General features: G+C 64.6%; 18 protein-coding genes and 5 tRNA genes. 7 read left to right on the forward strand and 16 right to left on the reverse strand.

Annotated features, from left to right (window positions below; all coding sequences use genetic code 11):
- Positions 1–144: 144 nt before the first annotated feature.
- From clpX to grxC, 11 genes are all read right to left on the reverse strand, one after another.
- The gene (clpX, locus tag MO486_RS06000) at positions 145–1431 is read right to left on the reverse strand and encodes an ATP-dependent Clp protease ATP-binding subunit ClpX (RefSeq protein ID WP_242905276.1); all 1287 of its coding nucleotides are present in this window, start codon (positions 1429–1431) and stop codon (positions 145–147) included.
- Positions 1432–1536: 105 nt separating this feature from the next.
- On the reverse strand, positions 1537–2163 hold the full coding sequence (gene clpP / locus MO486_RS06005; RefSeq protein ID WP_242905277.1) for an ATP-dependent Clp endopeptidase proteolytic subunit ClpP: 627 nt from the start codon (positions 2161–2163) through the stop codon (positions 1537–1539).
- A gap of 32 nt (positions 2164–2195) precedes the next feature.
- Positions 2196–3491: a trigger factor gene (gene tig / locus MO486_RS06010; RefSeq protein WP_242905278.1), complete on the reverse strand. Its 1296-nt coding sequence runs from the start codon at positions 3489–3491 to the stop codon at positions 2196–2198.
- A gap of 217 nt (positions 3492–3708) precedes the next feature.
- A tRNA-Leu gene (locus tag MO486_RS06015) sits at positions 3709–3793 on the reverse strand.
- An 82-nt stretch (positions 3794–3875) separates the two neighbouring features.
- A tRNA-Lys gene (locus tag MO486_RS06020) sits at positions 3876–3951 on the reverse strand.
- Between the two features lie 33 nt (positions 3952–3984).
- Positions 3985–4061, reverse strand: a tRNA-His gene (locus tag MO486_RS06025).
- Positions 4062–4086: 25 nt separating this feature from the next.
- Positions 4087–4163: transfer RNA gene (locus MO486_RS06030), tRNA-Arg, on the reverse strand.
- Positions 4164–4210: 47 nt separating this feature from the next.
- A tRNA-Pro gene (locus tag MO486_RS06035) sits at positions 4211–4287 on the reverse strand.
- Positions 4288–4383: 96 nt separating this feature from the next.
- Entirely contained in the window at positions 4384–5391 is a 1008-nt protein-coding gene (locus MO486_RS06040) for an isocitrate dehydrogenase (protein WP_242905287.1), read from the reverse strand.
- A gap of 116 nt (positions 5392–5507) precedes the next feature.
- Positions 5508–5921, reverse strand: a complete 414-nt coding sequence (locus MO486_RS06045) for a carboxymuconolactone decarboxylase family protein (protein ID WP_242905288.1) — start codon at positions 5919–5921, stop codon at positions 5508–5510.
- Positions 5918–6193 carry a glutaredoxin 3 gene (grxC, locus tag MO486_RS06050; protein ID WP_242905289.1) on the reverse strand — a complete coding sequence of 92 codons (276 nt, stop codon included), beginning with the start codon at positions 6191–6193 and terminating at the stop codon, positions 5918–5920. Before grxC ends, MO486_RS06045 begins: the two co-directional genes overlap by 4 nt.
- A 198-nt stretch (positions 6194–6391) precedes the next feature.
- Between grxC and MO486_RS06055 the strand changes: the two genes are divergently transcribed.
- The 7 genes from MO486_RS06055 (at position 6392) to MO486_RS06085 (ending at position 16043) form a co-directional block, all read left to right on the forward strand.
- Positions 6392–7969 (forward strand): M48 family metalloprotease, encoded by a 1578-nt coding sequence (locus tag MO486_RS06055; RefSeq protein ID WP_242905290.1) that lies wholly within the window; start codon positions 6392–6394, stop codon positions 7967–7969.
- Between the two features lie 94 nt (positions 7970–8063).
- Positions 8064–8753, forward strand: a complete 690-nt coding sequence (gene phoB / locus MO486_RS06060; protein ID WP_242905292.1) for a phosphate regulon transcriptional regulator PhoB — start codon at positions 8064–8066, stop codon at positions 8751–8753.
- A gap of 116 nt (positions 8754–8869) precedes the next feature.
- Positions 8870–10204, forward strand: coding sequence for a phosphate regulon sensor histidine kinase PhoR (gene phoR, locus MO486_RS06065; protein WP_242905293.1), 1335 nt, complete (start codon positions 8870–8872; stop codon positions 10202–10204).
- Positions 10201–12285, forward strand: a complete 2085-nt coding sequence (ppk1, locus tag MO486_RS06070) for a polyphosphate kinase 1 (protein WP_242905294.1) — start codon at positions 10201–10203, stop codon at positions 12283–12285. Before phoR ends, ppk1 begins: the two co-directional genes overlap by 4 nt.
- A 26-nt stretch (positions 12286–12311) precedes the next feature.
- Positions 12312–13850 carry an exopolyphosphatase gene (gene ppx, locus MO486_RS06075; RefSeq protein WP_242905295.1) on the forward strand — a complete coding sequence of 513 codons (1539 nt, stop codon included), beginning with the start codon at positions 12312–12314 and terminating at the stop codon, positions 13848–13850.
- Between the two features lie 61 nt (positions 13851–13911).
- A complete protein-coding gene (locus MO486_RS06080) occupies positions 13912–15585 on the forward strand; it encodes a fatty acid--CoA ligase (protein ID WP_242905296.1) in 1674 nt (557 codons plus the stop codon).
- Entirely contained in the window at positions 15582–16043 is a 462-nt protein-coding gene (locus MO486_RS06085; RefSeq protein ID WP_242905297.1) for a MaoC family dehydratase, read from the forward strand. Before MO486_RS06080 ends, MO486_RS06085 begins: the two co-directional genes overlap by 4 nt.
- A 7-nt stretch (positions 16044–16050) precedes the next feature.
- Here the strand turns inward: MO486_RS06085 and MO486_RS06090 are convergent, their stop codons facing one another.
- From MO486_RS06090 to MO486_RS06110, 5 genes are all read right to left on the reverse strand, one after another.
- Positions 16051–18147, reverse strand: a complete 2097-nt coding sequence (locus tag MO486_RS06090; RefSeq protein ID WP_242905298.1) for a prolyl oligopeptidase family serine peptidase — start codon at positions 18145–18147, stop codon at positions 16051–16053.
- Positions 18148–18208: 61 nt separating this feature from the next.
- On the reverse strand, positions 18209–20026 hold the full coding sequence (locus MO486_RS06095; RefSeq protein ID WP_242905299.1) for a hypothetical protein: 1818 nt from the start codon (positions 20024–20026) through the stop codon (positions 18209–18211).
- A gap of 30 nt (positions 20027–20056) precedes the next feature.
- On the reverse strand, positions 20057–21001 hold the full coding sequence (locus tag MO486_RS06100) for an ATP-binding cassette domain-containing protein (RefSeq protein ID WP_242905300.1): 945 nt from the start codon (positions 20999–21001) through the stop codon (positions 20057–20059).
- A 33-nt stretch (positions 21002–21034) separates the two neighbouring features.
- Positions 21035–21445: a GntR family transcriptional regulator gene (locus MO486_RS06105; protein WP_242905302.1), complete on the reverse strand. Its 411-nt coding sequence runs from the start codon at positions 21443–21445 to the stop codon at positions 21035–21037.
- A 123-nt stretch (positions 21446–21568) separates the two neighbouring features.
- Positions 21569–23173: a PKD domain-containing protein gene (locus MO486_RS06110; RefSeq protein ID WP_242905306.1), complete on the reverse strand. Its 1605-nt coding sequence runs from the start codon at positions 23171–23173 to the stop codon at positions 21569–21571.
- Positions 23174–23373: the final 200 nt, after the last annotated feature.

The following is a 23373-nucleotide window of genomic DNA, read 5'->3' on the forward strand; positions in this document are numbered from 1 at the left end:
GCGCTACGCGCCGTAGTCACGGTTATGGGGGCCGCGCGAAAAGGATGCAAGCGGTTTCCGCGGCCAGAGCACGGTTATCTTGAAAGGGCATTGTGAATCAGCCACTTGCCGCCGGAATATGATGGTTCCGGCGGGCTTGGGTGCCTATTCGGCGCTGGCGACCTTGGGCGTGGCCGGCGGGGTCTGGTAGATCAGGTACGGCTCGGTCTTGTGCTCGATCACCGACTCATCCACGACCACCTTGCTGACGTTTTCCAGCGACGGAAGCTCGTACATGGTATCGAGCAGCACCGATTCGACGATGGTGCGCAGGCCACGTGCGCCGGTCTTGCGCTTGAGCGCCTTGCGCGCGATCGCCTGCAGCGCGTCGGCGCGGATTTCCAGCTCGACGCCTTCCATCTCGAACAGCTTCTTGAACTGCTTGCTGATCGCGTTCTTCGGCTCGGTGAGGATCTTCACCAGCGCGGCTTCATCGAGTTCCTCGAGCGTGGCGACCACCGGCAGACGGCCGACGAACTCCGGGATCAGGCCGAACTTGATCAGGTCTTCCGGCTCGACCTCTGACAGGATCTTGCCGACCTCGACTTTGCGCGTCGTGCTCTTGACCTTGGCGCCAAAGCCAATGCCGCCCGCTTCGGTCGAGCGCTGCTGGATGATCTTGTCCAGGCCAGCGAACGCGCCGCCGACGACGAACAGGATGTTGCGCGTGTCGACCTGCAGGAATTCCTGCTGTGGATGCTTGCGACCGCCTTGCGGCGGCACGCTGGCGATGGTGCCTTCGATCAGCTTCAGCAGTGCCTGCTGCACGCCTTCGCCTGACACGTCACGGGTGATCGACGGGTTCTCGCTCTTGCGCGAGATCTTGTCGATTTCGTCGATATAGACGATGCCCTGCTGCGCCTTGTCGACGTCATAGTCGCACTTCTGCAGCAGCTTCTGGATGATGTTCTCGACGTCCTCGCCGACGTAGCCGGCTTCGGTCAGCGTCGTCGCGTCGGCGATGGTGAACGGCACATTGAGGAGGCGTGCCAGCGTTTCCGCCAGCAGCGTCTTGCCCGAACCGGTCGGGCCGACCAGCAGGATGTTCGATTTCGCCAGCTCGACGTCGTCGTTCTTCTGCCGGCTTTCGATGCGTTTGTAGTGGTTGTAGACCGCGACGGCGAGCGTCTTCTTCGCGCGCGACTGGCCGATCACGTACTGGTCGAGCACGTCGAGGATTTCGCGCGGCTTCGGCAGGTGGTTACGCGCCGACTGCGCCTTCTCCTCGAGCTCCTCGCGGATGATGTCGTTGCAGAGCTCGACGCATTCATCGCAGATGAACACGCTCGGGCCCGCAATTAGCTTGCGGACCTCGTGCTGGCTCTTCCCGCAGAACGAGCAATACAGAATCTTGTTGCTGTCGCCGGAACGGCCCTGACGGTCTTCGCTCATTCCCCACACCTGCTGCGGCCACACGTTGCGGCCCGAGAATAGCATTCGGGGCCCGGAATACCAGAGGCCCGCCCTGCCAGATGAAAAACAATAGGGATCAGTGGCTTACGCAGCCTGGATCGAATCTTCAGGGCGCCGCTCGAGAACCGAGTCCACCAGACCGTACTCCCGTGCCGCCTCGGCGCTCTTGAAGTTGTCGCGCTCGGTGTCACGCGCGATGGTCTCCAGCGCCTGCCCGGTGTGCTTGGACAGGATCTCGTTGAGCCGCTGGCGCAAGGTCAGGATTTCCCGGGCGTGGATATCGATGTCCGTGGCCTGCCCCTGGAAACCGCCCAGTGGCTGGTGGATCATCACCCGTGAATTCGGCAGCGCGTAACGCTTGCCCTTGGCGCCCGAAGCCAGCAGCAACGCGCCCATCGATGCGGCCTGGCCGACGCAGATCGTGCTCACGTCCGGCTTGATGTACTGCATGGTGTCGTAGATCGCCATGCCCGCGGTGACGATGCCACCCGGGGAGTTGATGTACAGGCTGATGTCCTTCTCAGGGTTCTCAGCTTCGAGGAACAGCATCTGCGCCACGATCACATTGGCGACGTGGTCGTCGATGCCACCTACCAGGAAAATCACCCGTTCCTTGAGCAGCCGCGAATAGATGTCGTAGGCGCGCTCGCCGCGGCTGGTCTGTTCGACCACCATCGGTACCAGGTTCAGGGCTTTGGTCTGGTGGCTCATGGGCTCTCTTCTGTTCGGAGGGAAGCCACCGCTTACTGGCGAATGGCTTCCTGGAAGGATAGCGCCTGCTCGGTGTGCTGGGCGCGCTCGGCGATCCAATCGATCACCTGCTCTTCCATCACCCGCGACTGCAGACCTGACATGAGTTGGGGATCGTTGCGGTACAACTCAATGACCTGCTCGGGTTCTTCGTAAGTCGAAGCGATCAGGCGCAGAGTTTCGTTCAGGCGCTTCGGCTCCAGCTTGAGTTCGTTGCGGCGAGCGACTTCCCCCACCAGCAATGCAACCAGCACACGCTTGCGCGCAGCGTCCATGAATGGGCCCGGGACCGCATCGATGCGTTGCCCCTGGCGGCGCGCCTGCTCTGTGGCACCAGCGGCCATCGCACGCGCTTCGTTTTCGACGAGACGCGGCGGCATTTCGACGTGCGCGTAGGACGCGATCAGCTGTTCGCCGACTTCACGGCGCAGGCGACCCATCAGCGCACCCTTCAGCTCGCGCTCGAGGTTGCTGCGGATATCGCTGCGGAACTGGTCCATCTCGCCGCTTTTGACGCCGAAGCTGCGGATGAAAGCGGCATCGACTTCCGGCAACAGGGGCTCGGAGATTTCCAGCGCCTTCAGGTGCACGTTGACGGTCTTGCCGGCGAGTTGGGGTGCGCGCCACTCGGCCGGGAAGGTCACCGGAACGATTTTCGCTTCCCCCGGGGCCAAGCCGACAATGGCGGACTCGAGCTCGGCCATCATCGCGCCGGAACCGATCACGGTGCTGCCCTTCTCGACGCCTTCGGCCGGCTGTCGTTCGCCGTCGATGTCGGACCAGGTTTCCAACGTCGCCATGTCGCCGGTCTTCGCCGCGCGGTCGACCTTGTGCCAGGTCTGGCGCTGCATGCGCAGGTTCTCGACCATGCGGTCGATGTCAGCGTCTTCGACCGCCGACGCATGCCGGATCACATTGAGCTTGGCGACATCGATGTCGCCGAAGTCAGGCACCACTTCAAAGGTGGCGACGTAGGCGATTTCGCCCTCGCCAGCGGCTTCGGTGCTGGGTTCGATCTGTGGATTGCCGGCCGGGCGCAGCGCGTTCTCACGCACGGCGCTGTCGAAGCTCTCGCGCAGCAAGCCGTCGAGGACCTCAGCGCGGACCTGCTGACCATAGCGCTGCTCGATCACCTTGGTCGGCACCTTGCCAGGACGGAAGCCCTTGATCCGCGCGGTGCGCGCGATCTCGCGCAGGCGGCCGCCGACCTGGTTGTCGACGCTTTCCGCCGGCAGGCGGAAGGTCATGCGGCGTTCGAGGTTACCGAGCGATTCGACCGAAACTTGCATTTGCGATGACTCCTGCTTGCCGCGGTTAACGCCGCGGCACGATGTCTGGTGGCTGGCTGGCCGCAGCGACGCAAAAAACCTCGTCACCCGCCCAGCGGAACGCGATAGTTTCCCTGATTACGGGGCTGGCTACCAGCGCCAGGGGGCGTTCCAGCCTTAGTTAGCTGGCGCATCGGCCCCCGGTCGCGACTGAACCCGCTCCTGCAGGGCTCAGGCGTGGTGCGAAAGGGGGGACTCGAACCCCCACGCCTTGCGGCACTGGAACCTAAATCCAGGGCGTCTACCAATTCCGCCACTTTCGCAATGTTGCCGATTCTACCTACGCCGACCCGATCGTACCGGGCAATAAAAAACGCCCGGCGGTAAGGCCGGGCGCTTCGGGATTGGTGGGCCGTCAAGGATTCGAACCTTGGACCTATTGATTAAGAGTCAACTGCTCTACCAACTGAGCTAACGGCCCGAAACTGCTGAAAATTGTAACAAAAAACGAAACTGGGGTGGAAGACGGGATTTGAACCCGCGACCCCCGGAATCACAATCCGGTGCTCTAACCAACTGAGCTACATCCACCGTAGAACTTTCTTGTCGTGCTGATTGGCGCGCCCGACAGGACTCGAACCTGTAACCGCCGGCTTAGAAGGCCGGTGCTCTATCCGGTTGAGCTACGGGCGCAACGCGAGGGATTCTCGCATCGTTCCCGGCACAACGTGAACCGAGGGTGGTCGGGGTAGAGGGATTCGAACCCCCGACATCCTGCTCCCAAAGCAGGCGCGCTACCAGACTGCGCTATACCCCGATGCGATCGGTTCGTTCGGGTCTTTCGTAACGCGCCAACGTGACGAAAGGCCGGTTATTGTCTAGAGCGCGCTGCTATGTGTCAAACGCACAGCGTTCAGACGCGGCTGGCGATCGCCTTCGCGAAGCCCATCGTGTTGCCCTCGCCGCCCAGGTCCGGGGTCAGCGAATCCTTGGCTTCGAGCGTGGCGATGATCGCCACGCGCAGCTTGGTCGCCTTCTCCGGCAAGCCGAGGTGATCGAGCATCTGCGCCGCACCCAGCAGCAGCGCGCAGGGATTGGCGACGCCCTTGCCGGCGATGTCCGGGGCCGAGCCGTGCACGGCTTCGAAAATCGCCGCGTCGGTGCCGATATTCGCGCCCGGGGCGAGGCCCAGACCACCAACGAGACCGGCGCACAGGTCGGAAATGATGTCGCCGAACAGATTGGTAGTCACGATGATGTCGAACTGCTCGGGCTTCATCACCAGCTGCATGCAGCAGTTGTCGACGATCATCTCGTTGCACTGGATGTCGGGGTATTCCGCCGCGACCGCGCGCGCGGTCTTGAGGAACAGGCCCGAGGTCGACTTGAGGATGTTGGCCTTGTGCACCACCGTGACTTTCTTGCGGCCGGTACGCCGTGCCAGCTCGAAGGCGTAACGGACGATGCGCTCGGAGCCGCGACGGGTGATCTTCTGCGTCAGCATGGCGGTTTCGCCGTCTTCCGACAGCGACTGGCCTTCACCGATGTAGGCGCCCTCGGTGTTCTCGCGCACCGTGATCAGGTCGACACCCGACGGGAAACGCGACTTGGTATTCGGGAACGACTTGGCCGGGCGCACGTTGGCGTACAGGTCGAAACGCTTGCGCAGTTCGACGTTGATCGAGGAGAAGCCCTCGCCCACCGGCGTGGTCAGCGGGCTCTTCAGCGCGATGCGGTTGTGGCGGATCGAGTCCATCGTCGCGGCGGGCAGCAGCTCGCCGTGCCTTTCCAGCGCGACCAGGCCGGCGTCGGCGTATTCGTATTTCAGGCCCAGCTGCATCGCGTCGAGCACGTGCAGGGTGGCATCCATGATTTCCGGGCCGATGCCGTCGCCGCGGATGACCGTAATGGTCTGCGTCATTGGGGGAGCTTCCAGCTGATGGGCGCGGCGCTGGGCGCGCGGCGCCGTGAATTAAGGGCGCGAATTATGCCGGAAGCGGGAGTCGGTTGCAGCGGAAACCTTCGATTTGCGCGCTTTCAGCCGTGATCATGTGCGGTTGGCACATCGCCGAGGCCCGCTTCGAGCTGGTCGAGGAAATCCACTGCACGCCGCAAATGCGGAATCACGATCGAACCACCGACAATCAAGCCAATCGAGAACGTCTCGAACATCTCGTCGCGATTGACGCCGGCTTCCTTGCATTGCGCAACGTGGTAGCTGATGCAGTCGTCGCAGCGCAGTACCAGCGATGCGACCAGACCCAGCAGCTCCTTGGTCTTCACGTCCAGCGCGCCAGCCTGGTAGGCCTGGGTGTCGAGCGCGAAGAAGCGGCGCACGACCTGATTCGGTTCGCCCAGGATCCGTTCGTTCATGCGCTGGCGGAATTCGGTGAACTGCTGGACCCGGCTGTCCCCTCGATTGCCGTTGCCGCCTTCCTTGCCGGCACTCATGCGGCGCTCCCGGCCAGCAGTGGTTCCAGCTTGCCGGCGCGGTGCAGCGCCATCATGTCGTCATAGCCGCCGACGTGGGTTTCGCCGATGAAGATCTGCGGCACGCTGGTGCGCCTGGTGCGGGCGAGCATGGTGTCTCGGGCCGCCGGGTCGGTGTCGATACGGACCTCAGTCCAGCCCAGCCCCTTGCTTTTCAGGAAGTTCTTGGCGGCGACGCAGTAGGGGCAGATCGCGGTGCTGTAAATGGTGACGAGGGGGCTGGCGTCGCTCAAGGCGGTCTCCGGAAACTTGTCGGCGGTAGGCTGGTCGAAAGCCTGCTGGTCAAATCATGGGTCGCGTGGGGCCGCTTTTCCAGTCCGCTTGCGCAACACTGCGGCTTGAAATGGCTATTGAAGAAGCTCCTTAACTGCCGGTTCACGCGCCGATGCGCGTCGCCCGGCATGCTCGCCGCCTGACTGCTGGAGAACTGCGTGCGCCGTCCCGCCCTGCTAACCGCCGCCCTGGCCCTCTTTCTTGCCGTGCTCAACGCACCCGCGCAGAACACTCGGCTGCCCGACATCGGTTCGTCCGCAGGCGAAGTGCTCGGCCCGGCGCAGCAGGCCGAATACGGCGCGATGACGTTGAGCCAGTTGCGCAATTACGGCTACGTCCTCGACGACCCGCTGCTGGAGGACTGGCTGCAAGGGATCGGCCACCGGCTCGCCGCCAGCAGCGACAAACCGCGCCAGGACTTCACCTTCTTCATGCTGAAGGATCGCCAGATCAACGCCTTCGCCACGCTCGGTGGCTACATCGGCACCAATGCCGGGCTGGTGCTGGCGGCCGATCGCGAGGACCAGGTCGCCAGCGTGCTCTCGCACGAAATCGCCCATGTCACCCAGGACCACGTGCTGCGCGCGGTCGAGCGCGCAGAGCGCGACAGCATCCCGATCCTGCTGGCGATGCTCGGCGCGATCGTGGTCGCGCAGAAAGCTGGCGGCAATTCCAGCGGCGACGCGACGATGGCGGCGGTGGCCGGCGCGCAGGGGCTGCTGGTGCAGCGGCAGATCGACTACACCCGCGCCAATGAAGCCGAGGCCGACCGCGTCGGTATCCAGGCCCTCGCCCGCAGTGGCTATGACCCGAAGGCGATGGCGGAATTCTTCACCACCTTGCAGGCGGTCGTTCGTGTCAACCGGGGTGGCGAACGCGAGCGCACGCCCGATTACCTGCAGACCCACCCGATCACCACCACCCGCATCGGCGAAGCCAAGGAACGGGCGACGCAACTGGCCGGCCGCAGCAGCTTTGCCAGCGCCGGCGCCAGCGACAACCCCTTGATTCCCAGCCGCCTGCGCCTGCCGGGTGCGGCCCTCGCCAGCGCCGGCAGTGGTCAGTTCGGCTGGGCACGCGAACGCCTGCGCGTGCTCAGCGCCGACACCCCGGCGGTGGCGATCCGCGAATACGAACGCATGCGCAGCAAGGGCCCGTTGGACGACGCCCAACAATACGGCCTCGCCCTCGCCCGACTGCAGGCCAACCAGGCCGGCGCAGCGGCGGCCGAGCTGGCCCCATTGCTCGAACGCCACCCCGGTGATCTCTGGTTGAGCCTGGCCTTGGCCCAAGCTGAAGCGCGCTCCGGCAAAGCCGAAGCCGCCGATCGTCGCTTCGAAGCGCTGCTGGCGCGGATGCCGCGGAGCGCTCCGGTGGCACTGACTTACGCCAAGGTGCTGGGCGAACGCGGCGGCGCCGCGGCCGGCAAGCGGGCCCAGGCGGTACTGCGGCCGTTGGCGGCTTCGGCCGGCGACGACCCGGTCTTCCAGGAAACCTATGCCCGGGCGAGCGAAATCGCCGGCGATCCAGTTCGTGCCGGCGAAGCCTATGCCGAGGCCGAGTATCTCAATGGCCGTCCCGAACGCGCGCTGGTCCAGCTGGAAAATCTGAAAAAACGCAGCGATCTTGACTACTACGCGCGGGCCCGGATCGACGCCCGCATCGCCGCGATCACTCCGACCGTGCTCGAACTGCGCCGCCAGGGCATCAAGGATGAAGTGCTCGATGACCGATAGTTGTAGGGATTCCATACGCAGGGCGCACCCGTCACATACCGGTCACAAAACCGTCGTCTAATGCCGGCATCCGCCGCAAGGACACGGAAGCCAAGTGCAAAAGCGCATTCTGATCGTCGATGACGAGCCCGCGATCCGCGACATGGTCGCTTTCGCGCTGCGCAAGGGCGAATACGAGCCGGTACACGCCGGCGATGCCCGCGAGGCGCAGAGCGCGATCGCCGACCGCGTCCCCGACCTGATCCTGCTCGACTGGATGCTGCCCGGCACCAGCGGCCTCGAACTGGCCCGTCGCTGGCGCAAGGACGCGATGACCCGGGAGATCCCGATCATCATGCTCACCGCGCGCGGCGAGGAGAACGATCGCGTCGGCGGGCTCGAGGCGGGTGTCGACGACTACGTAGTCAAGCCTTTTTCGGCGCGTGAACTGCTGGCCCGCATCCGGGCCGTCATGCGCCGTTCGCGCGAGGACGACGAGGACGGCAGCGTGCAGGTCGGTACGCTGCGCATCGACGGCGCCGCGCACCGGGTCTTCGCCGGCGACACGCCGGTCCATATCGGACCGACCGAATACCGCCTGCTGCATTTCTTCATGACCCACCCCGAGCGCGTCTACACCCGTTCGCAGCTGCTCGACCACGTCTGGGGCGGCAGCGTGTACGTCGAAGAGCGTACGGTCGACGTGCATATCCGCCGCCTGCGCAAGACCCTGGAGCCGCACCAGCTCGACGAAATGGTGCAGACCGTGCGCGGCGCGGGGTATCGGTTTTCCGCGGCGGTATGAATGTAAGAAATTGTTGGTAGTTGATAGGTTCGTGGATCGGAAGCACCAAGCAGACACGCCCCGCCAACGCCAGCCCGTTTATCCCAACGGCATGCCGACCACCTAGACTTGACGCCATGCCTCCCCGCGCCCGCTCCGCTTGGTTCAAGACACTCGGCCAGCTCGCCCTGGTGCTGGCTGTCGCAGCCGCGTTCGGGCTGGCGATCGGCTACGCCTGGCCGGTGGTGACGGCAAGCGCGCTGGGCGTAGTCGCCTGGCATTACTGGAAGCTGCGCGGTGTGCTGCTGCGCCTGACCGCGCGCCAGCGCCTGGCGCCGCCGCAGGGCAACGGGGTGTGGAACGAACTCGACCGCCTGCTCTACCGCAGCCAGGCCGACATGCGGGCGCGCAAACGCCGCCTGCTCGACATGTTGCGCGCCTATCGCGCCGCGGCGACCGCGTTGCCGGATGCGATCGTGGTGGTCGAGCGCAACAGCCAGCGCGTGATCTGGTTCAACGAAGCCGCACACACCCTGCTGGGCCTGCACTATCCGCGCGACATCGGCGCGGCGCTGGGCCAACGCCTGCAGCCGCTGTCGATCTCGCACTGGCTGACCGCCGGGCGCAATGCCGAACCGTTGATGGATGCGGCCTCCCCCGTCGATCCGGATCTGCGCCTGAACCTGCGCCTGATCCCGTACTCGGATGAGCTGTGGCTGCTGGTCGCGCGCGATGTCAGCAAACTGATGCGGCTGGAACAGGTGCGCCGCGATTTCGTCGCCAACGTCTCGCATGAACTGCGCACGCCGCTCACCGTGGTGCACGGCTATCTCGACATGCTCGACCCGGCCGACAACCCCGAATGGGCGCCGATGCTGGCGGAGATGCAGCGGCAGTCGCAGCGCATGACGCAGTTGGTGGAAGACCTGCTGACGCTGTCGCGGCTGGAAGCGCAGGATCGATTGCCTGACGAATCGGTGGCGATGGCGCCCATGCTGTCCACACTCAAGCGCGAAGCCGAGGCATTGAGCCAGCAGCGTCACCATGTCGTGCTCGAAGATACGACCGATCTCGATCTCTGGGGATCGACCAAGGAACTGCACAGCGCATTCTCCAACCTGGTCAGTAACGCGGTGCGCTACACCCCGGCTGGTGGCACCATCACGATACGTTTTGCACGCGAAGGCGATGGCGGTGCGGTGTTGTCGGTGCGCGACAGCGGTTACGGCATCCCAGCCGCGCACCTGCCGCGCATCACCGAACGTTTCTATCGCGTCTCCACCAGTCGCTCACGCGAAAGCGGTGGGACTGGCCTCGGCCTGTCGATCGTCAAACATGTGCTGAACCTGCACCAGGCACGCCTCGGCATCGTCAGCGAAGTCGGCCGCGGCAGTACCTTCTCTTGTCACTTTGGCGCCGAACGCGTGCACCCGCGCGACGATGACGCCCTTCCCTTGCAGGCCTCCCGATGAACGCCGTGCTTGACGTCTCCACCGAACTCGATCCACTGCGCGATCCGACGCTTTATTTCAATCGCGAACTATCGCAACTGGATTTCAACTTCCGCGTACTGGCACAGGCGATGGACCCGCAGGTGCCTCTGCTCGAGCGCCTGCGCTATCTCTGCATTTCCTGCACCAACCTGGACGAATTCTTCGAGATCCGCGCCGCTACCGTCAGGCATGCGCAGGACTTCGGCGTACCGCCCTCGCCCGATGGCATGGCGCCGGCAACGGTGCTCAAGCGCATCCACGACCGCGCGGCACAACTGGTCGACGCGCAGTACAAATGCTGGAACGACGTGCTGCGACCGTCGATGTTCGACGCCGGAGTGCGCGTGCTCGGCCGCGATTCATGGAATGCGAAGCAGACCAAATGGTTGCGCGCCTACTTCCGCGACGAGATCATGCCGGTGCTGTCGCCGCTCGGGCTCGATCCCGCGCACCCATTCCCCAAGATCCTCAACAAGTCGCTCAACATCGTCGTCGTCCTGAAAGGCAAGGACGCATTCGGCCGCGCCGGACACCTCGCCATCGTCCGTGCGCCGCGCTCGCTGCCGCGCATCATCCAGTTACCGGAGGAAGTCTCGGGCGGGCCGCATGATTTCGTGTTCCTGTCGTCGGTGCTGTCGGTGTTCGTCGATGAATTGTTCCCCGGCATGGAAGTCCAGGGTGCGTACCAGTTCCGCGTTACCCGCAATTCCGAGTTGATGGTCGACGAGGAAGAAGTCGAGAACCTGGCGTTGGCGCTGCGCGACGAACTGATCGGCCGCGGCTACCTGCGCGCGATGCGGCTGGAGATCGCCGAGCAATGCCCGAAGGCGATCGTGCGCACGCTGCTGGAGAATTTCGACCTGCCGGAAAACGCGGTCTACCGCATCAACGGCCCGGTCAACCTCAATCGCGTGATCCAGGTCTACGACCTGGTGCAGCGTCCGGAACTAAAGTTCCCACCGTTCCAGCCCCGCGTGCTGCGCGACAGCGAAACCATGTTCGAGCGCGTCGCCGAGGGCGACGTGCTGATGCACCACCCGTTCGATTCGTTCGCGCCAGTACTCGACCTGATCAAGCAGGCCGCCGAAGACCAGAACGTGCTGGCGATCAAGCAGACGCTGTACCGCGCCGGCAAGGATTCGCCCATCGTCGAACAGCTGGTGCAAGCCGCGCGGAACGGCAAGGACGTCACCGTCGTCGTCGAGTTGCGCGCGCGTTTCGACGAGGAAGCCAACCTCGGCCTCGCCGATCGCCTGCAGGATGCCGGCGTGCAGGTGGTGTACGGCGTCGTCGGCTACAAGACCCACGCCAAGATGCTGCTGATCGTGCGTCGGGAAGGCCGCAAGCTGCGCCGTTACGTGCACCTCGGCACCGGCAACTACCATTCCGGTACGGCGCGGGTGTACACCGACTTCGGCTTGCTCACCGCCGATCCGGATCTCGGCAGCGACGTGCATCAGATCTTCCAGCAGATCTCCGGCCTGGCCCCGGCGATCAAGCTCAAGCGCCTGTTGCAATCGCCGTTCACGCTGCACGCCGGCGTGCTCAAGCGCATCGATCGCGAAGCCAAGCTCGCGAAGGCCGGCAAGCCGGCGCGCATCGTTGCCAAGATGAATGCCTTGAACGAGCCGCAGGTGATCCGCGCGCTGTACCAGGCCTCGCAGGCGGGCGTGCAGATCGACCTGATCGTGCGTGGCGCCTGCACGTTGCGTCCCGGCGTGCCCGGCGTCTCGGACAATATCCGCGTGCGATCCATCGTCGGCCGCTTCCTCGAACACCACCGCGTCTACTGGTTCGCCAACGACGGCGAACCCGACCTGTATTGCTCGAGCGCCGACTGGCTGGAACGCAACCTGCTGCGCCGCGTTGAAACCGCATTCCCGATCGTCGATCCGACGCTGGCCGCCCGCGTGTACGACGAGGCACTGGCGAACTACCTCGCGGACAACCTCAACGCCTGGGAACTGGAAGCCGACGGCCATTACCGCAAGCTCGCACCGAGCGATGACACGATGCCCCATTCCGCTCAGGGCACGTTGCTTGCCAAGCTCTGTACCTGAGTGCCCTGCACCTGACATGCCTGCCCATGAATGAAGTCCTCGCCCGTGCCCGCGCTTCCGCCCTGCCGCTACAGGATGGCGAACTGCTCGCTGCGGTCGACCTGGGGTCCAACAGTTTCCACATGGTCGTGGCGCGTTACGTGCTCGGCCAGTTGCGCATCGTCGATCGCCTGCGCGAAACGGTGCGCCTGGCCGAAGGCCTCGATGGCAAAGGCGGACTGACCGCTCCAGTGCGCCAGCGTGCACTGGAGTGCCTGGAACGTTTTGGCCAGCGCATCCGCGACGTCCCGCCACAACGCGTGCGTGCGATCGCCACCAATACGGTGCGTCAGCTGTCTGCGCCGCAGACGTTCCTGCTACCCGCAGAAACCGCGCTCGGGCATGCGATCGAAGTGGTATCTGGCCGTGAGGAAGCGCGTCTGGTCTATCTCGGCGTCGCGCATGCACAGCCGCCCAATTCCGGGCAACTGCGCCTGGTGATCGACATCGGCGGCGGTTCCACCGAATGCATCATCGGCAGCGGTTTCGAGGCGATCGAACGCGAAAGCCTGCAGGCCGGCTGCGTCGCCAGCACCCGCCGCTTCTTCGGCAACGGCAAGCTGTCGAAGAAGCGCTGGAAGGAGGCGTTGACCGAAGTCACCGCCGAGTTCCAGCAGTTCGCCGGTGTGTATCGCGCCCTCGGCTGGCACGAAGTCCTCGGCTCGTCCGGCACCAACAAGGCCATCGGCGACATCTGCGCGGCGATGAAGCTCACCAAGGGCGCCGTCACTGCGGAAGCACTGCCGATCGTGCGCGACCGCCTGCTGCAGGCCGAACGCATCGAGGACATCGACCTGCCCAGCCTGTCCGCGGACCGCAAGCCGATCATCGCGGGCGGCATCCTCGTGCTCGAGGCCGCCTTCAATGCACTCGGCATGCAGCGTATGGCGGTGAGCAAGGCCGCGCTGCGTGAAGGCGCGTTGTACGACATGCTCGGCCGCGGCGGTGCCGACGACACGCGCGATGCTTCCGTCGCCGCGCTCATGCAGCGTTACGGCATCGATTCTGCCCAGGCCAAGCGCGTCGAGGACACTGCGCTGCAGTTGTTCGACCAGGTGGCAGATGCCTGGGCGCTGGACGCAGACAACCGTCAGATGCTCGGCTGGGCCGCGCGCCTGCATGAACTCGGCCTCGCCATCGCCCACAGCCAGTACCACGTGCACGGTGCCTACGTGCTGGAGAATTCCGACATCGCCGGCTTCTCGCAGCAGAACCAGCGTTTCCTCGCCGCACTGGTCCGCACGCATCGCCGCAACATCCCGAAATCGGCGTTCGAGAACATCCCCGACCGCTTGCTTGCCGCCGCGCGGCGCAGCGTCGCGTTGTTGCGCCTGGCCGTGCTGATGCATCGCTCGCATGAAGCCGACGCGATTCCGGCGCTCAAACTCACCGCGGCCGGAAACAAGCTCGCACTGACCTTGCCCAAACGCTGGCTGGATACGCGTCCGCTGTTGCGCGAGGACCTTACCGGTGAGCCGGAAGACATCGCCGGGTTGGGAATCGCGCTGGAGATCGAAGCGGACTGACGGGGACACCCGGAACGATCCGGGCGCATAGAATCGGGCGGACATCCTGAGAGTCCGTGCCATGACGACCTCGACAGCCCAGGCAGCCTCTACGGCTTATCCCTACCCGCTCCTGATCAAGCAACTTTGGCACGCACCCTTGGCGCGCTGGCCGGATCAGGAAATCGTCTACCGCGAACTCAAGCGTTACCGCTATCGGGACCTGCACGAACGCGTTGGCCGCCTGGCGAACGCGCTGACAGCGCTCGGCACCGCCTTTGGCGACACCGTGGCAGTGATGGACTGGGACAGCAACCGCTACCTCGAAGCGTTCTACGCCGTGCCGATGATGGGATCGGTACTGCAGACGGTGAACGTGCGGCTGTCGCCCGAACAGATCCTCTACACGCTCAACCACGCCGGCGCGAAAGTGCTGCTGGTGCACGCCGATTTCCTACCCGTGCTGGCCGAGATCGCGCCTCGCCTGACGACCGTCGAAAAGCTCGTCTTCATGAGCGACGAGGGCCAAACCGCGCCGGCGCAGCTGGGTTTCGCCGGCGAGTACGAGGCATTGCTCGCGCAGGCATCGGCCGACTACGACTTTCCCGATTTCGACGAAAACACACGCGCCACCACGTTCTACACCACGGGCACCACTGGAGATCCCAAGGGTGTGTTCTTCAGCCATCGGCAACTGGTGTTGCACACCATCGTGACCATGGCCGCACTGGCAGCGCCGGCGTCCAGCCAGCGTTTTCATCGCGGTGATGTCTACATGCCGATCACGCCGATGTTCCACGTACACGCCTGGGGCATCCCTTACGTCGCGCTGCAACTGGGCGTGAAGCAGGTGTATCCCGGCCGCTACCAGCCCGATGGTTTGCTGGAGTTGATCCACCGCGAGGGCGTGACGTTCTCGCACTGCGTGCCAACCATCCTGCAGATGCTGCTGTCGACGCCGAAAGCGCAGGAAGTCGACCTGCACGGCTGGAAGGTCATCATCGGTGGCTCGGCGCTGTCGCACGGTTTGGCAAGCGAAGCACGCGATCGCGGCATCGATCTGTTCGGCGGCTATGGCATGTCCGAAACCGGCCCGCTGCTGACGCTCGCACAACTCGACCCCAAGCTCGATGTGGCCTCGCCCGAGGACGACCTGCATTTCCGCTGCAAGGCCGGTGCGCCGGTGCCGCTGGTGGATTTGCGCACGGTCGATGAACACATGCGCGACGTTCCGCTCGATGGTGAGACCGCGGGCGAAGTAGTCGTGCGCGCGCCTTGGCTGACGCAGGGTTACCTCGGCAATCCCGCCGCGTCCGAGCAGCTATGGGCAGGCGGCTACCTGCACACGCAGGACATCGGCTACTTCGAGCAGGGCTACCTGAAGGTCACCGATCGCATCAAGGATGTGATCAAGAGCGGCGGCGAATGGGTATCGTCGGTGCAGATCGAGGACCTGCTCTCGCAACACCCGGCGGTGGCGGAAACCGCGGTGTTCGCGGTCAAGGACGAGCGCTGGGGCGAACGACCGCTGGCACTGGTCGTCCTCAAGGCCGGGCAAACCGCCAGCGAGGACGACTTCAAGGCGCACCTGGCCCACTTCAGCGAGCAGGGCATGATCTCGCGCTATGCCGTGCCGGTGCGGGTGCTGCTGGTCGACGCCATCGACAAGACCAGTGTCGGCAAGCTGGACAAGAAGCGGCTGCGGGCGAAGTACGCCGATGTGCAGGATCACATTCCGAAAGGAGAAATCCCTTGATCCCGAACTACAATCTCGACACGCTCGGCGATTTCGTCGGCAAGGAACTGGGCGTCTCCGACTGGGTCGTCGTCGACCAGAACATGATCAACCAGTTCGCCGAAAGTACTGGCGACAACCAGTGGATTCACGTCGATGCGGAACGCTGCAAGCGCGAAAGCCCGTTCGGCGCACCCATCGCGCACGGTTTCCTGACGCTGTCGATGCTGGTCTCGCTGCAGATGAAGCTGGGCACGATCCCGAAAGGCGCCTCGCGGGCGATGAACTGCGGCGTGGATCAAGTCAAGTTTCAGTCGCCGGTACTCGCCGGCGAACGCGTGCGCGCGCGGGTGACGCTGAAGTCGGTGGCTGCCAAGGGCAGCGACCGCCTGTTGCTCGTCACCGGCAACGTGATGGAAGTGGAAGGCAAGGACAGGCCGGCGTTGACCGCCGACCTGGTCGCGATGGTCTATCGCTGATCGATGGTCAACGCTGCAGCAATGGCTGCAAATCGCGTCCGGCCAGGCGCAGGTTGCGACGCACGTGGGTACGCAGCTCGCTGTCCGCCGCCTCCGGCGCTGCACCGCCGAGATGGCGATGCAGCAAGGTCTCCATCAGGAAGTAGTAGGCCTCGCGCGTCAGTGTGTCGTCGACGCTGTGGCCGGCATCCGCGTCGACGAACAGGCTGACATCCTTGCCCAGCGACTTGAGCTTGGCGGCGTAGTGGGTCACGCCACGGATCGGCACGCGTTCGTCTTCGCCACCTGCCAGCATCAGCAGCGGGCGACGCAGCTTGCTTGCGTTGGCGATCGGCGACTGTTCGGTCAATCGCTTTGCTATCGCCTGGTCCGCAGGATCGAGTGACAGATGCCGCATGCTGGTGGCCATCGGAACGCCGGGCACCATCTCCTGTCCGGCGCCAAGGTACTCGCGCAGCGTCCAGCCGAAATCCGCCGGTGGTACTCCCGCGATGCCGACCTTGAATAGTTCCGGCTGGAAGGTCACGCCAAGCAACGCCGAATAGCCGCCGAACGATGCGCCGGTGATGCCGACGCGTTCCGCATCGCCGATGCCTTGCGCCAGCAGATAGCGCACGCCCTCGACGATGTCCTGCTGCACGCGACCGTTGCCGAAATCGCCCTTTGCGGCAAAGAGATAATCGCGGCCGTGCCCGGTGGAACCGCGGAAATTGGGCTGGAACACGACATAGCCGCGATTGGCGAGGAATTGCCCGTCATTGCTGAAATCCGGGCGGAACAGGTTGAACGGGCCGCCATGCACACTGGCGACCAGCGGCGCCTTCGCAGGATCGATGCCGGGCGGCACCATCAGGAAGCCATGCAGGCGCATGCCGTCCGAGGCGCGGTACGCGAAGGCGATCTTGCGGGCCATCGCCGGTTCCGGTGGTCGCGGCACGGGCTTGCCGTCGATCGCGAATGTCGCGTCATCGAGGATCCCACGGAACCTGCCGCTTCGCGGATCGTAGAGATGCAGGCGTTCGCCACGCAGCGATCCAGAACGCTCGTGCACCAGCCAGCGCGCAGCGGGTCCGCTGCCGACTTCGATCCGCAGGTTGCGTTGCGGGAAGTGCTGGTTGATCGCGTCGACGTGGGATTTCGCTTCCGAAGTCAGGCCGTAGCTCGCCGCGATAGTGCTGCGGTAGTTGGCGATCAACGGTTGTTGGGTGACCGGATCCAGCACGACTTCGTTCAAATCGGCTTCGTTGCGGGGATCGACGTGCAAGGGGTGCAGCGTCCCGCTGGCGTCCAGGCGCTGGATCCGTTCGAAATTCCCGCCCGCGTTCGTACGCAGCAGCACATCGTCGCCGTTGTTCGAAGTCGCGAGCAGCATGCAACGCTCCATGCGCTCGCAGCGCATGGCTGCATGCAGGCGACCGGCGGCATCGACGCGATGCACCACATGGCCCTCGCCCTCGGCGCGAAGCAGGAAGGCTAGGCGTCTGCGCGAATCGAAAGCGAAGTCGACGATCTCCTTCGCATCCTCGCGCAGCAACGTTTGCCTGCCGCGCATGTCGACGCGGTACAGGCGCCAGCGCTTCGCTTCGCGGGAGACGATCGGAGGGCGCTCGAGGATCACGATCGCTGCGGGCGACGAGGGATCGACCGCGGCGAACTCCCGCCGCATGCGTCCACCGAGCATGGCGACGACCCCGGAACCGCCCTGTCCCGCAACGGCCAGTGCGAATACTTGGCGCGGCGTTTCCAGGAGCACCCAGCGACCATCGCGCGACCAGGACAGTTGATCCGCTTCGGTGTTCGCGAGCACGCGCTTCGGCGCGCCGTCGGCAGTCGGTAACAGCCACACGCTGCGATTCTTCCCCTGCTCACGCAGGTAGGCCACGTTGCGACCATCGGGCGAGAGCACGACATCGCGCATGACCGGACGCGCAAGGAAGGCGGCGCGATCGATCCTTGGGGCGCGAGGCCGCTCGCGTTCCGCGGCGACGGCAGCCCGCAATTCAGCGACATCGTCGTTGGCCAGTGCCGGTTTCGGGAAAGCCAATATCGATAGTGCGAGGGCGACGGTCAGCCGCGCCCCGAACCGCTTCGGGAACGTCAACATGTTCTTCTCCTTGCCCGCCCGCCGTCGGATCGGCAACGGGCCGATGTGATGGGTCAGCGCGTCATGCGGTCGCGGCGTGCGCGAGCGGCAGTTCGTCCAGGCGCTCGCGCTCCGGATACAACAGCCACAGGCTCAGCAGCGCGGGAATGCTGATCACGCCGCAGGCCACGACCCAGGCGATGCGTGCGGGCAGCGACAGCGTCGTCCGCCGCACGTACCAGATCGCGCCCAGCCACGACACCAGCATCAGCGCGCCTGCGATCGCCATTGCGCTGCGCGGAATGGGCTGGCGATCCACTTGGTTGCCGGGCGTATAGCTGGAAAACAGATTCACCACGTAACGCTGCAACGCGAACACAGCCGGCGACGGATACCAGTTCTGGTAGCGGAACAGCACGCCATATCCCGTCGTGAGTTCGCGTCGCGCGACGGACGTCACCTGCCCCGGACCATCGACCCGCAGGATCTGCTGGTACGAAGGACCGTCGCCGTTGTGCCGCCACCGCGTGTAGGCGAACGACACCAGATAACCGTCGAGCAACTCCATCAGATCGATGCGTTGCAGGGTGCCGGTGATGCCCGGCACCGGCACGCGCCAGCGTGGGGTGAGCACGCCGTCGCCCTGCTGCAGCTCGCGTCCGTCGTAGATGTAAAGCGCGCGATCGCTGAGCAGTGCGACACGTTCGCCGATGATTTCCAATCCCACGATGGTTTCGCCCCTGGGCACGTGCGCGCGTGGCAGCACCAGCTTCGCGTCGCTGTCGTACTGGTATACCGAGCTCCTGGTGATCAGCGCACCCTGCGGACCGGGCAGCGGCGGCTCCTGGAACGCGCCATCGCCCTCGACACCCAATCGACCGGCAGCCCGCGAAGAAGCCAGGTTGTAGCCCTCGAAGCGCATGCTGTCGTGGCTGAACACCCAGCGCACGCGGCGGGTTTCGTCGTCGAATTCCATTGGTGCGATGTTGGTCAGCTCGTTGTGCGCCGGTAGTTGCGAGACGTTCGGACCGATGGTGAACACGTCCGAGATGGCGGCCTGCTCGCGCCACAGCGGCGCTTCCGCCGCGGTGCTCGTCTTCAGACCCGCGACCATCACGTCCTTGCCTTCGGCGTTGTCTGCTTCCTTCGCGCTGCCGGGGACAGGCATGGCGAGGTTGTTGGGATGCGAGCCCTGCATGATCCACACCATTTCGAGACCGAAACCAACCATCAGGAAAGCGAACCACAGGCCCACCTGCAGCGGCACGGCATTCACGACGACACCGATCGGATTGCGCGGCGTGGCGGCGAGGTCGGGCTTGAAGCCGAACACGATCATCGCGGCCAGCCAGGCGATCACGAGCAACTGCATCGCGATCGCGCCGATGCCGGTGGCATTGCTGAAGAACAGCAGCAGCAGCGGCACGAGCGCGCTGACGCTGTAACGCTTGTTGCCGAGCATCGTGCTGCCGCCGGCCAGGTATCCGCACACCGACACCAGCCATGCGGACGTCACCAGCAGCAGGTGGCGCAGATCGAGCACGCGCGCGGTCATCGTTTCCTGCCACCCTGCAATGACGAGCAGCGGCAGCAGGACCGCGACCGCGAGCAACAACGTGCCCGCGCCGAACAGCGCCGTCGCCACCTGCCAGTGCGGCAGAGGCCGGTGCAGCAGGTTCAGCCACGCATTGGGGCGGCGATATCCACCCATCTGGTACAGCCCCAGCAGCAGTCCTGTGAGGGCATAGACGCCGCCGATGACCATGTAGACCATCATCAACGGCTGTTGGGCGAGGTCGACCACCCGCGTCAGGAAACCCAGCACCATCAGGTGCACGGCTGCGTATGCGATGGCCCAGCCGCGGAAGCGGATGACTTCGGCCTTGAACAGATCCCACATGGTGCTCTCCTTGATTCGTTGTTGCGTCGCTCAGACCGCCGTCTTCGATAACGGCAGCGGCGCCGCGTGGTTTTTGGCAAGGAACCCGTTGACTGCGCGATCCAGGCTCACCGGCATGCTCTGCACCGAGCGCGCGCCGCTGGCGCGCAGGAACTCGGCGAAGTCTTCGTCCTGGTCGAGCACCAGGTAGTGGTGCAGGCCATCGAGCCGCTGCAGCTGCAGCAGTCCCGGCACCGATGCGGGCTCAGGCCCCTTGAACGGAATGTCCGCGACCCAGTGCGTCACGCGCGCGCAGAAGTCCTCCGGCGCGGACTGGTTCATCAACCTGCCGCGCTCGAGGATGATCAGGTTGTCGGCGACGCGCTCGATCTCCTCCATCTGGTGCGAGCAATAGATCACCGTGCACTGCTCGGCGGCGTTGCTGTACAGCAGCGATTCGAGGAATGCCCGCTTGGCGACGACATCCAGGCCCAGCGTGGGCTCATCCAGCACCAGCAACTCCGGCGTCTGCGCCAGCGCCAGCGCGAGGTTGAAACCGGCGCGTTCACCGCGCGAGAGCTGGCCGACCTTCTGTTCCGGCAGCACGTGGTAGTGGCCGATGACTTCGTCGTACGCCCGCTGGTTCCAGCGCGGGTAGTGGCGATGCTGCATCGATGCCACTTCGGACACGCGCATCCAGCCGGGCAAGGTGTGTTCTTCGTTGACGAAGCCAATGCGGCACCGATCGTCGGGCGTGAGGCGCTGGCTGTCGCGGCCGAGAATGCGCGCCTCGCCCGCCGTCTGCGGCAGGAAGCCGAGCAGGATGCGGAACAGCGTCGACTTGCCGGCGCCATTGGCGCCGACGATCGCGTGGATGCGTCCGCGCGGAATGCGCAGGTCGAGGTGGTCGAGTGCGAGCTTGCGGCCGTAGCGCTTGCTCAACGCGACGGTTTCGATGACATATTCGGAAGAGGATGTCTCGGTGGAGTCGGCCATGGTGGTCTCGAAAGTGGTTCGGACTAGGAAAAGTCAGGCGGTTTTCTTGGGTGCCAGCGCACGAAACTCGTAGTCGAGGCGCGCCTGCACCTCGTCAGGCGGGTAATCGAGCGCGATCACGTCGTTGAGGAAGCGCTGGATGGCGTCGTCGAGGCGGCGCTCGCGCTCGGCATCGCTGAGGCGCTGGCGTGGCGTTGCCACATAGAGGCCCAGGCCCTGGCGCGATTCCAGCCAGCCTTCGGTCGCGAGCTCGGCATAGGCCTTGGCGACGGTATTGGGATTGATCGTCAGCTGCTGGGCCAGGCCGCGCACGCTGGGCAATTGATCGCCGGGCTCGAGGTCGCCCGTGGCGATCTTCATGCGCACTGCGTCAACGATCTGCTTGCTGATCGGGCGTGGATCGCCGGTGGCGATCTGGATCATCAGGGCTTGGGTGCGGGCCATCGGTGCTCCGTACTATCTGTACTGTGACTACTAGTACAGTACATACGGGTGGCGCTGTCAAGCCCCGATTGGCACAAAAAAACCGGGCGGTTTCCCGCCCGGCTCGTTCACTGGATCAAAGTTTCAACGACAGGTCTTGCGACCCGGCTTGCCTTTGCAACTGTTGGAGCAGCACTGGCTGTTCGCAGTGCAACTCGTGCCGGGAATGCCGCAAGTACCGCTGACCGTCACCGGCTTGGTGACACTGCCGGTTGCACCCAGGTTGTCGGTGACCGTCAGGGTCACGTTATAGGTGCCCGAGGACGCATAGGTGTGCGATGGATTGGCGGCGGTGGATGTGCCGCCGTCGCCGAAGTTCCAGCTGCGCGAGGCGATGGTGCCGTCGCTGTCGGTGGAACTATCGGCGAAGGTCGCCGTCAGGCCCGAGGTGCTGAAGGTGAAGTTCGCAGCGGGCGGCGTGTTGCCACCGCCCCCTGTCGTGGCGTTGGCCGGCAAATTGCTACCGAGGTCGCTGATCACTGCCGTAACCGGAACACCGGTGTTGTTGCAACCACCGCAATGGTGGAGCGAAACCACCGCGTGGTCGGCATTGGCAAGGACCGGCGAACCCGACGAACCACCCTGGGTGTCGCACGTATAGCCGATGTCGCCGGGACCGCCGAAGCAGGGGCTCTCGTTGAGGCTGTTGACCTCGCAAAAACCGGATGGATCCGCCGGGTTGGTGGATACCACTGCGATCTGTTTACCCCACGCGGCCGGATGACCCGGAATATAGATGCGCTCGTTGACGACCGGCGCGGAAGTGCGCATCTGCAGGTAACCATAGGTCGTGCTGACATTGGTCGGCAGTTTGATCAGCGTGTAGTCCAGCGCCGAATCGGTTTGCACCAGCGTTCCGGCATCCGCAGCCACAGTGCCTGGACATGCTCCCCAACTCTTGCAGTTGGCGGCGCAGCTGCCTTCGGCCAAGAACTCGTAGTCGGTATTGCCGGCGCTGCTGCTGGTGCTGATGCAGTGGTTGTTGGTGATCAGATGCCCTTCACTGCCGACCAGCCAGCCGGTGCAAGCACTGGTGCCGCCGATCAGCAGGCGCGCGACCGCCTTGCCCTTGGTGTAGATGTCGCCGGTGTAGCACTGCGCATTCTGCGAATCATCCGGACCGCAAAGCGATTCGGGCTGGCCCAGGTTGGGCTGGCCACCCATCTCGGCGGCGCTGTAGCCACGGGCATAGCCGTCGAGTTGCACCGCGCCCTTACCGACCGGATTGCGTGACCATATCTCGACTACAGCTTTGTCGCCGGGGATGTGCATCCCCCAGAAACCTTCTCGATCGGGGAACCGTTGCTTGCCCTGCCTCGTGTAGGTCCGCATGCGCGAACTGTCGGGGGAACGCACGACGACAGCGGCACCCGCCGGCAAGTTGAAGCGCTTGAAGTGCGGTGCGATGTAACTCGCTCCGGGGTGACTGATCTCCTGTCGCCAAGCCAGGTTCATGCCAGCCTTCGCGGCAGCGTACTCGGTGTTTTGTGCGGTCAGGGCAACTTCGGTACCGACTTTCACCCGCCCCTGCGCATCGGTCAGGAGTTTGGGCTTCGTGCACTTCGCTGGAATGGCTGCGGGCGTGGTTGCGGGGTTGGAGAACGCTGCTTGCAGCCAGGCTGCAGGTTCCGGTGCGGGTTGCGACAAGGGCGCATCGTCGGCAAAGGCCGGGATTGCGGCGAGACTCAAAAACAAGGCGGTTAGCATCCTGCTTGAACGGTGCATGGACTGTTCCCTCCAGGTCGAGACTTACAATGCCCGCCTGCCACGCACGCGCACCGTGACGACGGACGCCGGGTGCAGCCTTCCTTCCATAGCCCCATACAACGGCTGCAGCCGGATGCTACTGCCGCAAATGCGCCGCAACGTGCCGTTGGCACGATCTGCTA

This window comes from Lysobacter sp. CFH 32150, from assembly GCF_022758295.1.
GTDB lineage: Bacteria > Pseudomonadota > Gammaproteobacteria > Xanthomonadales > Xanthomonadaceae > CFH-32150.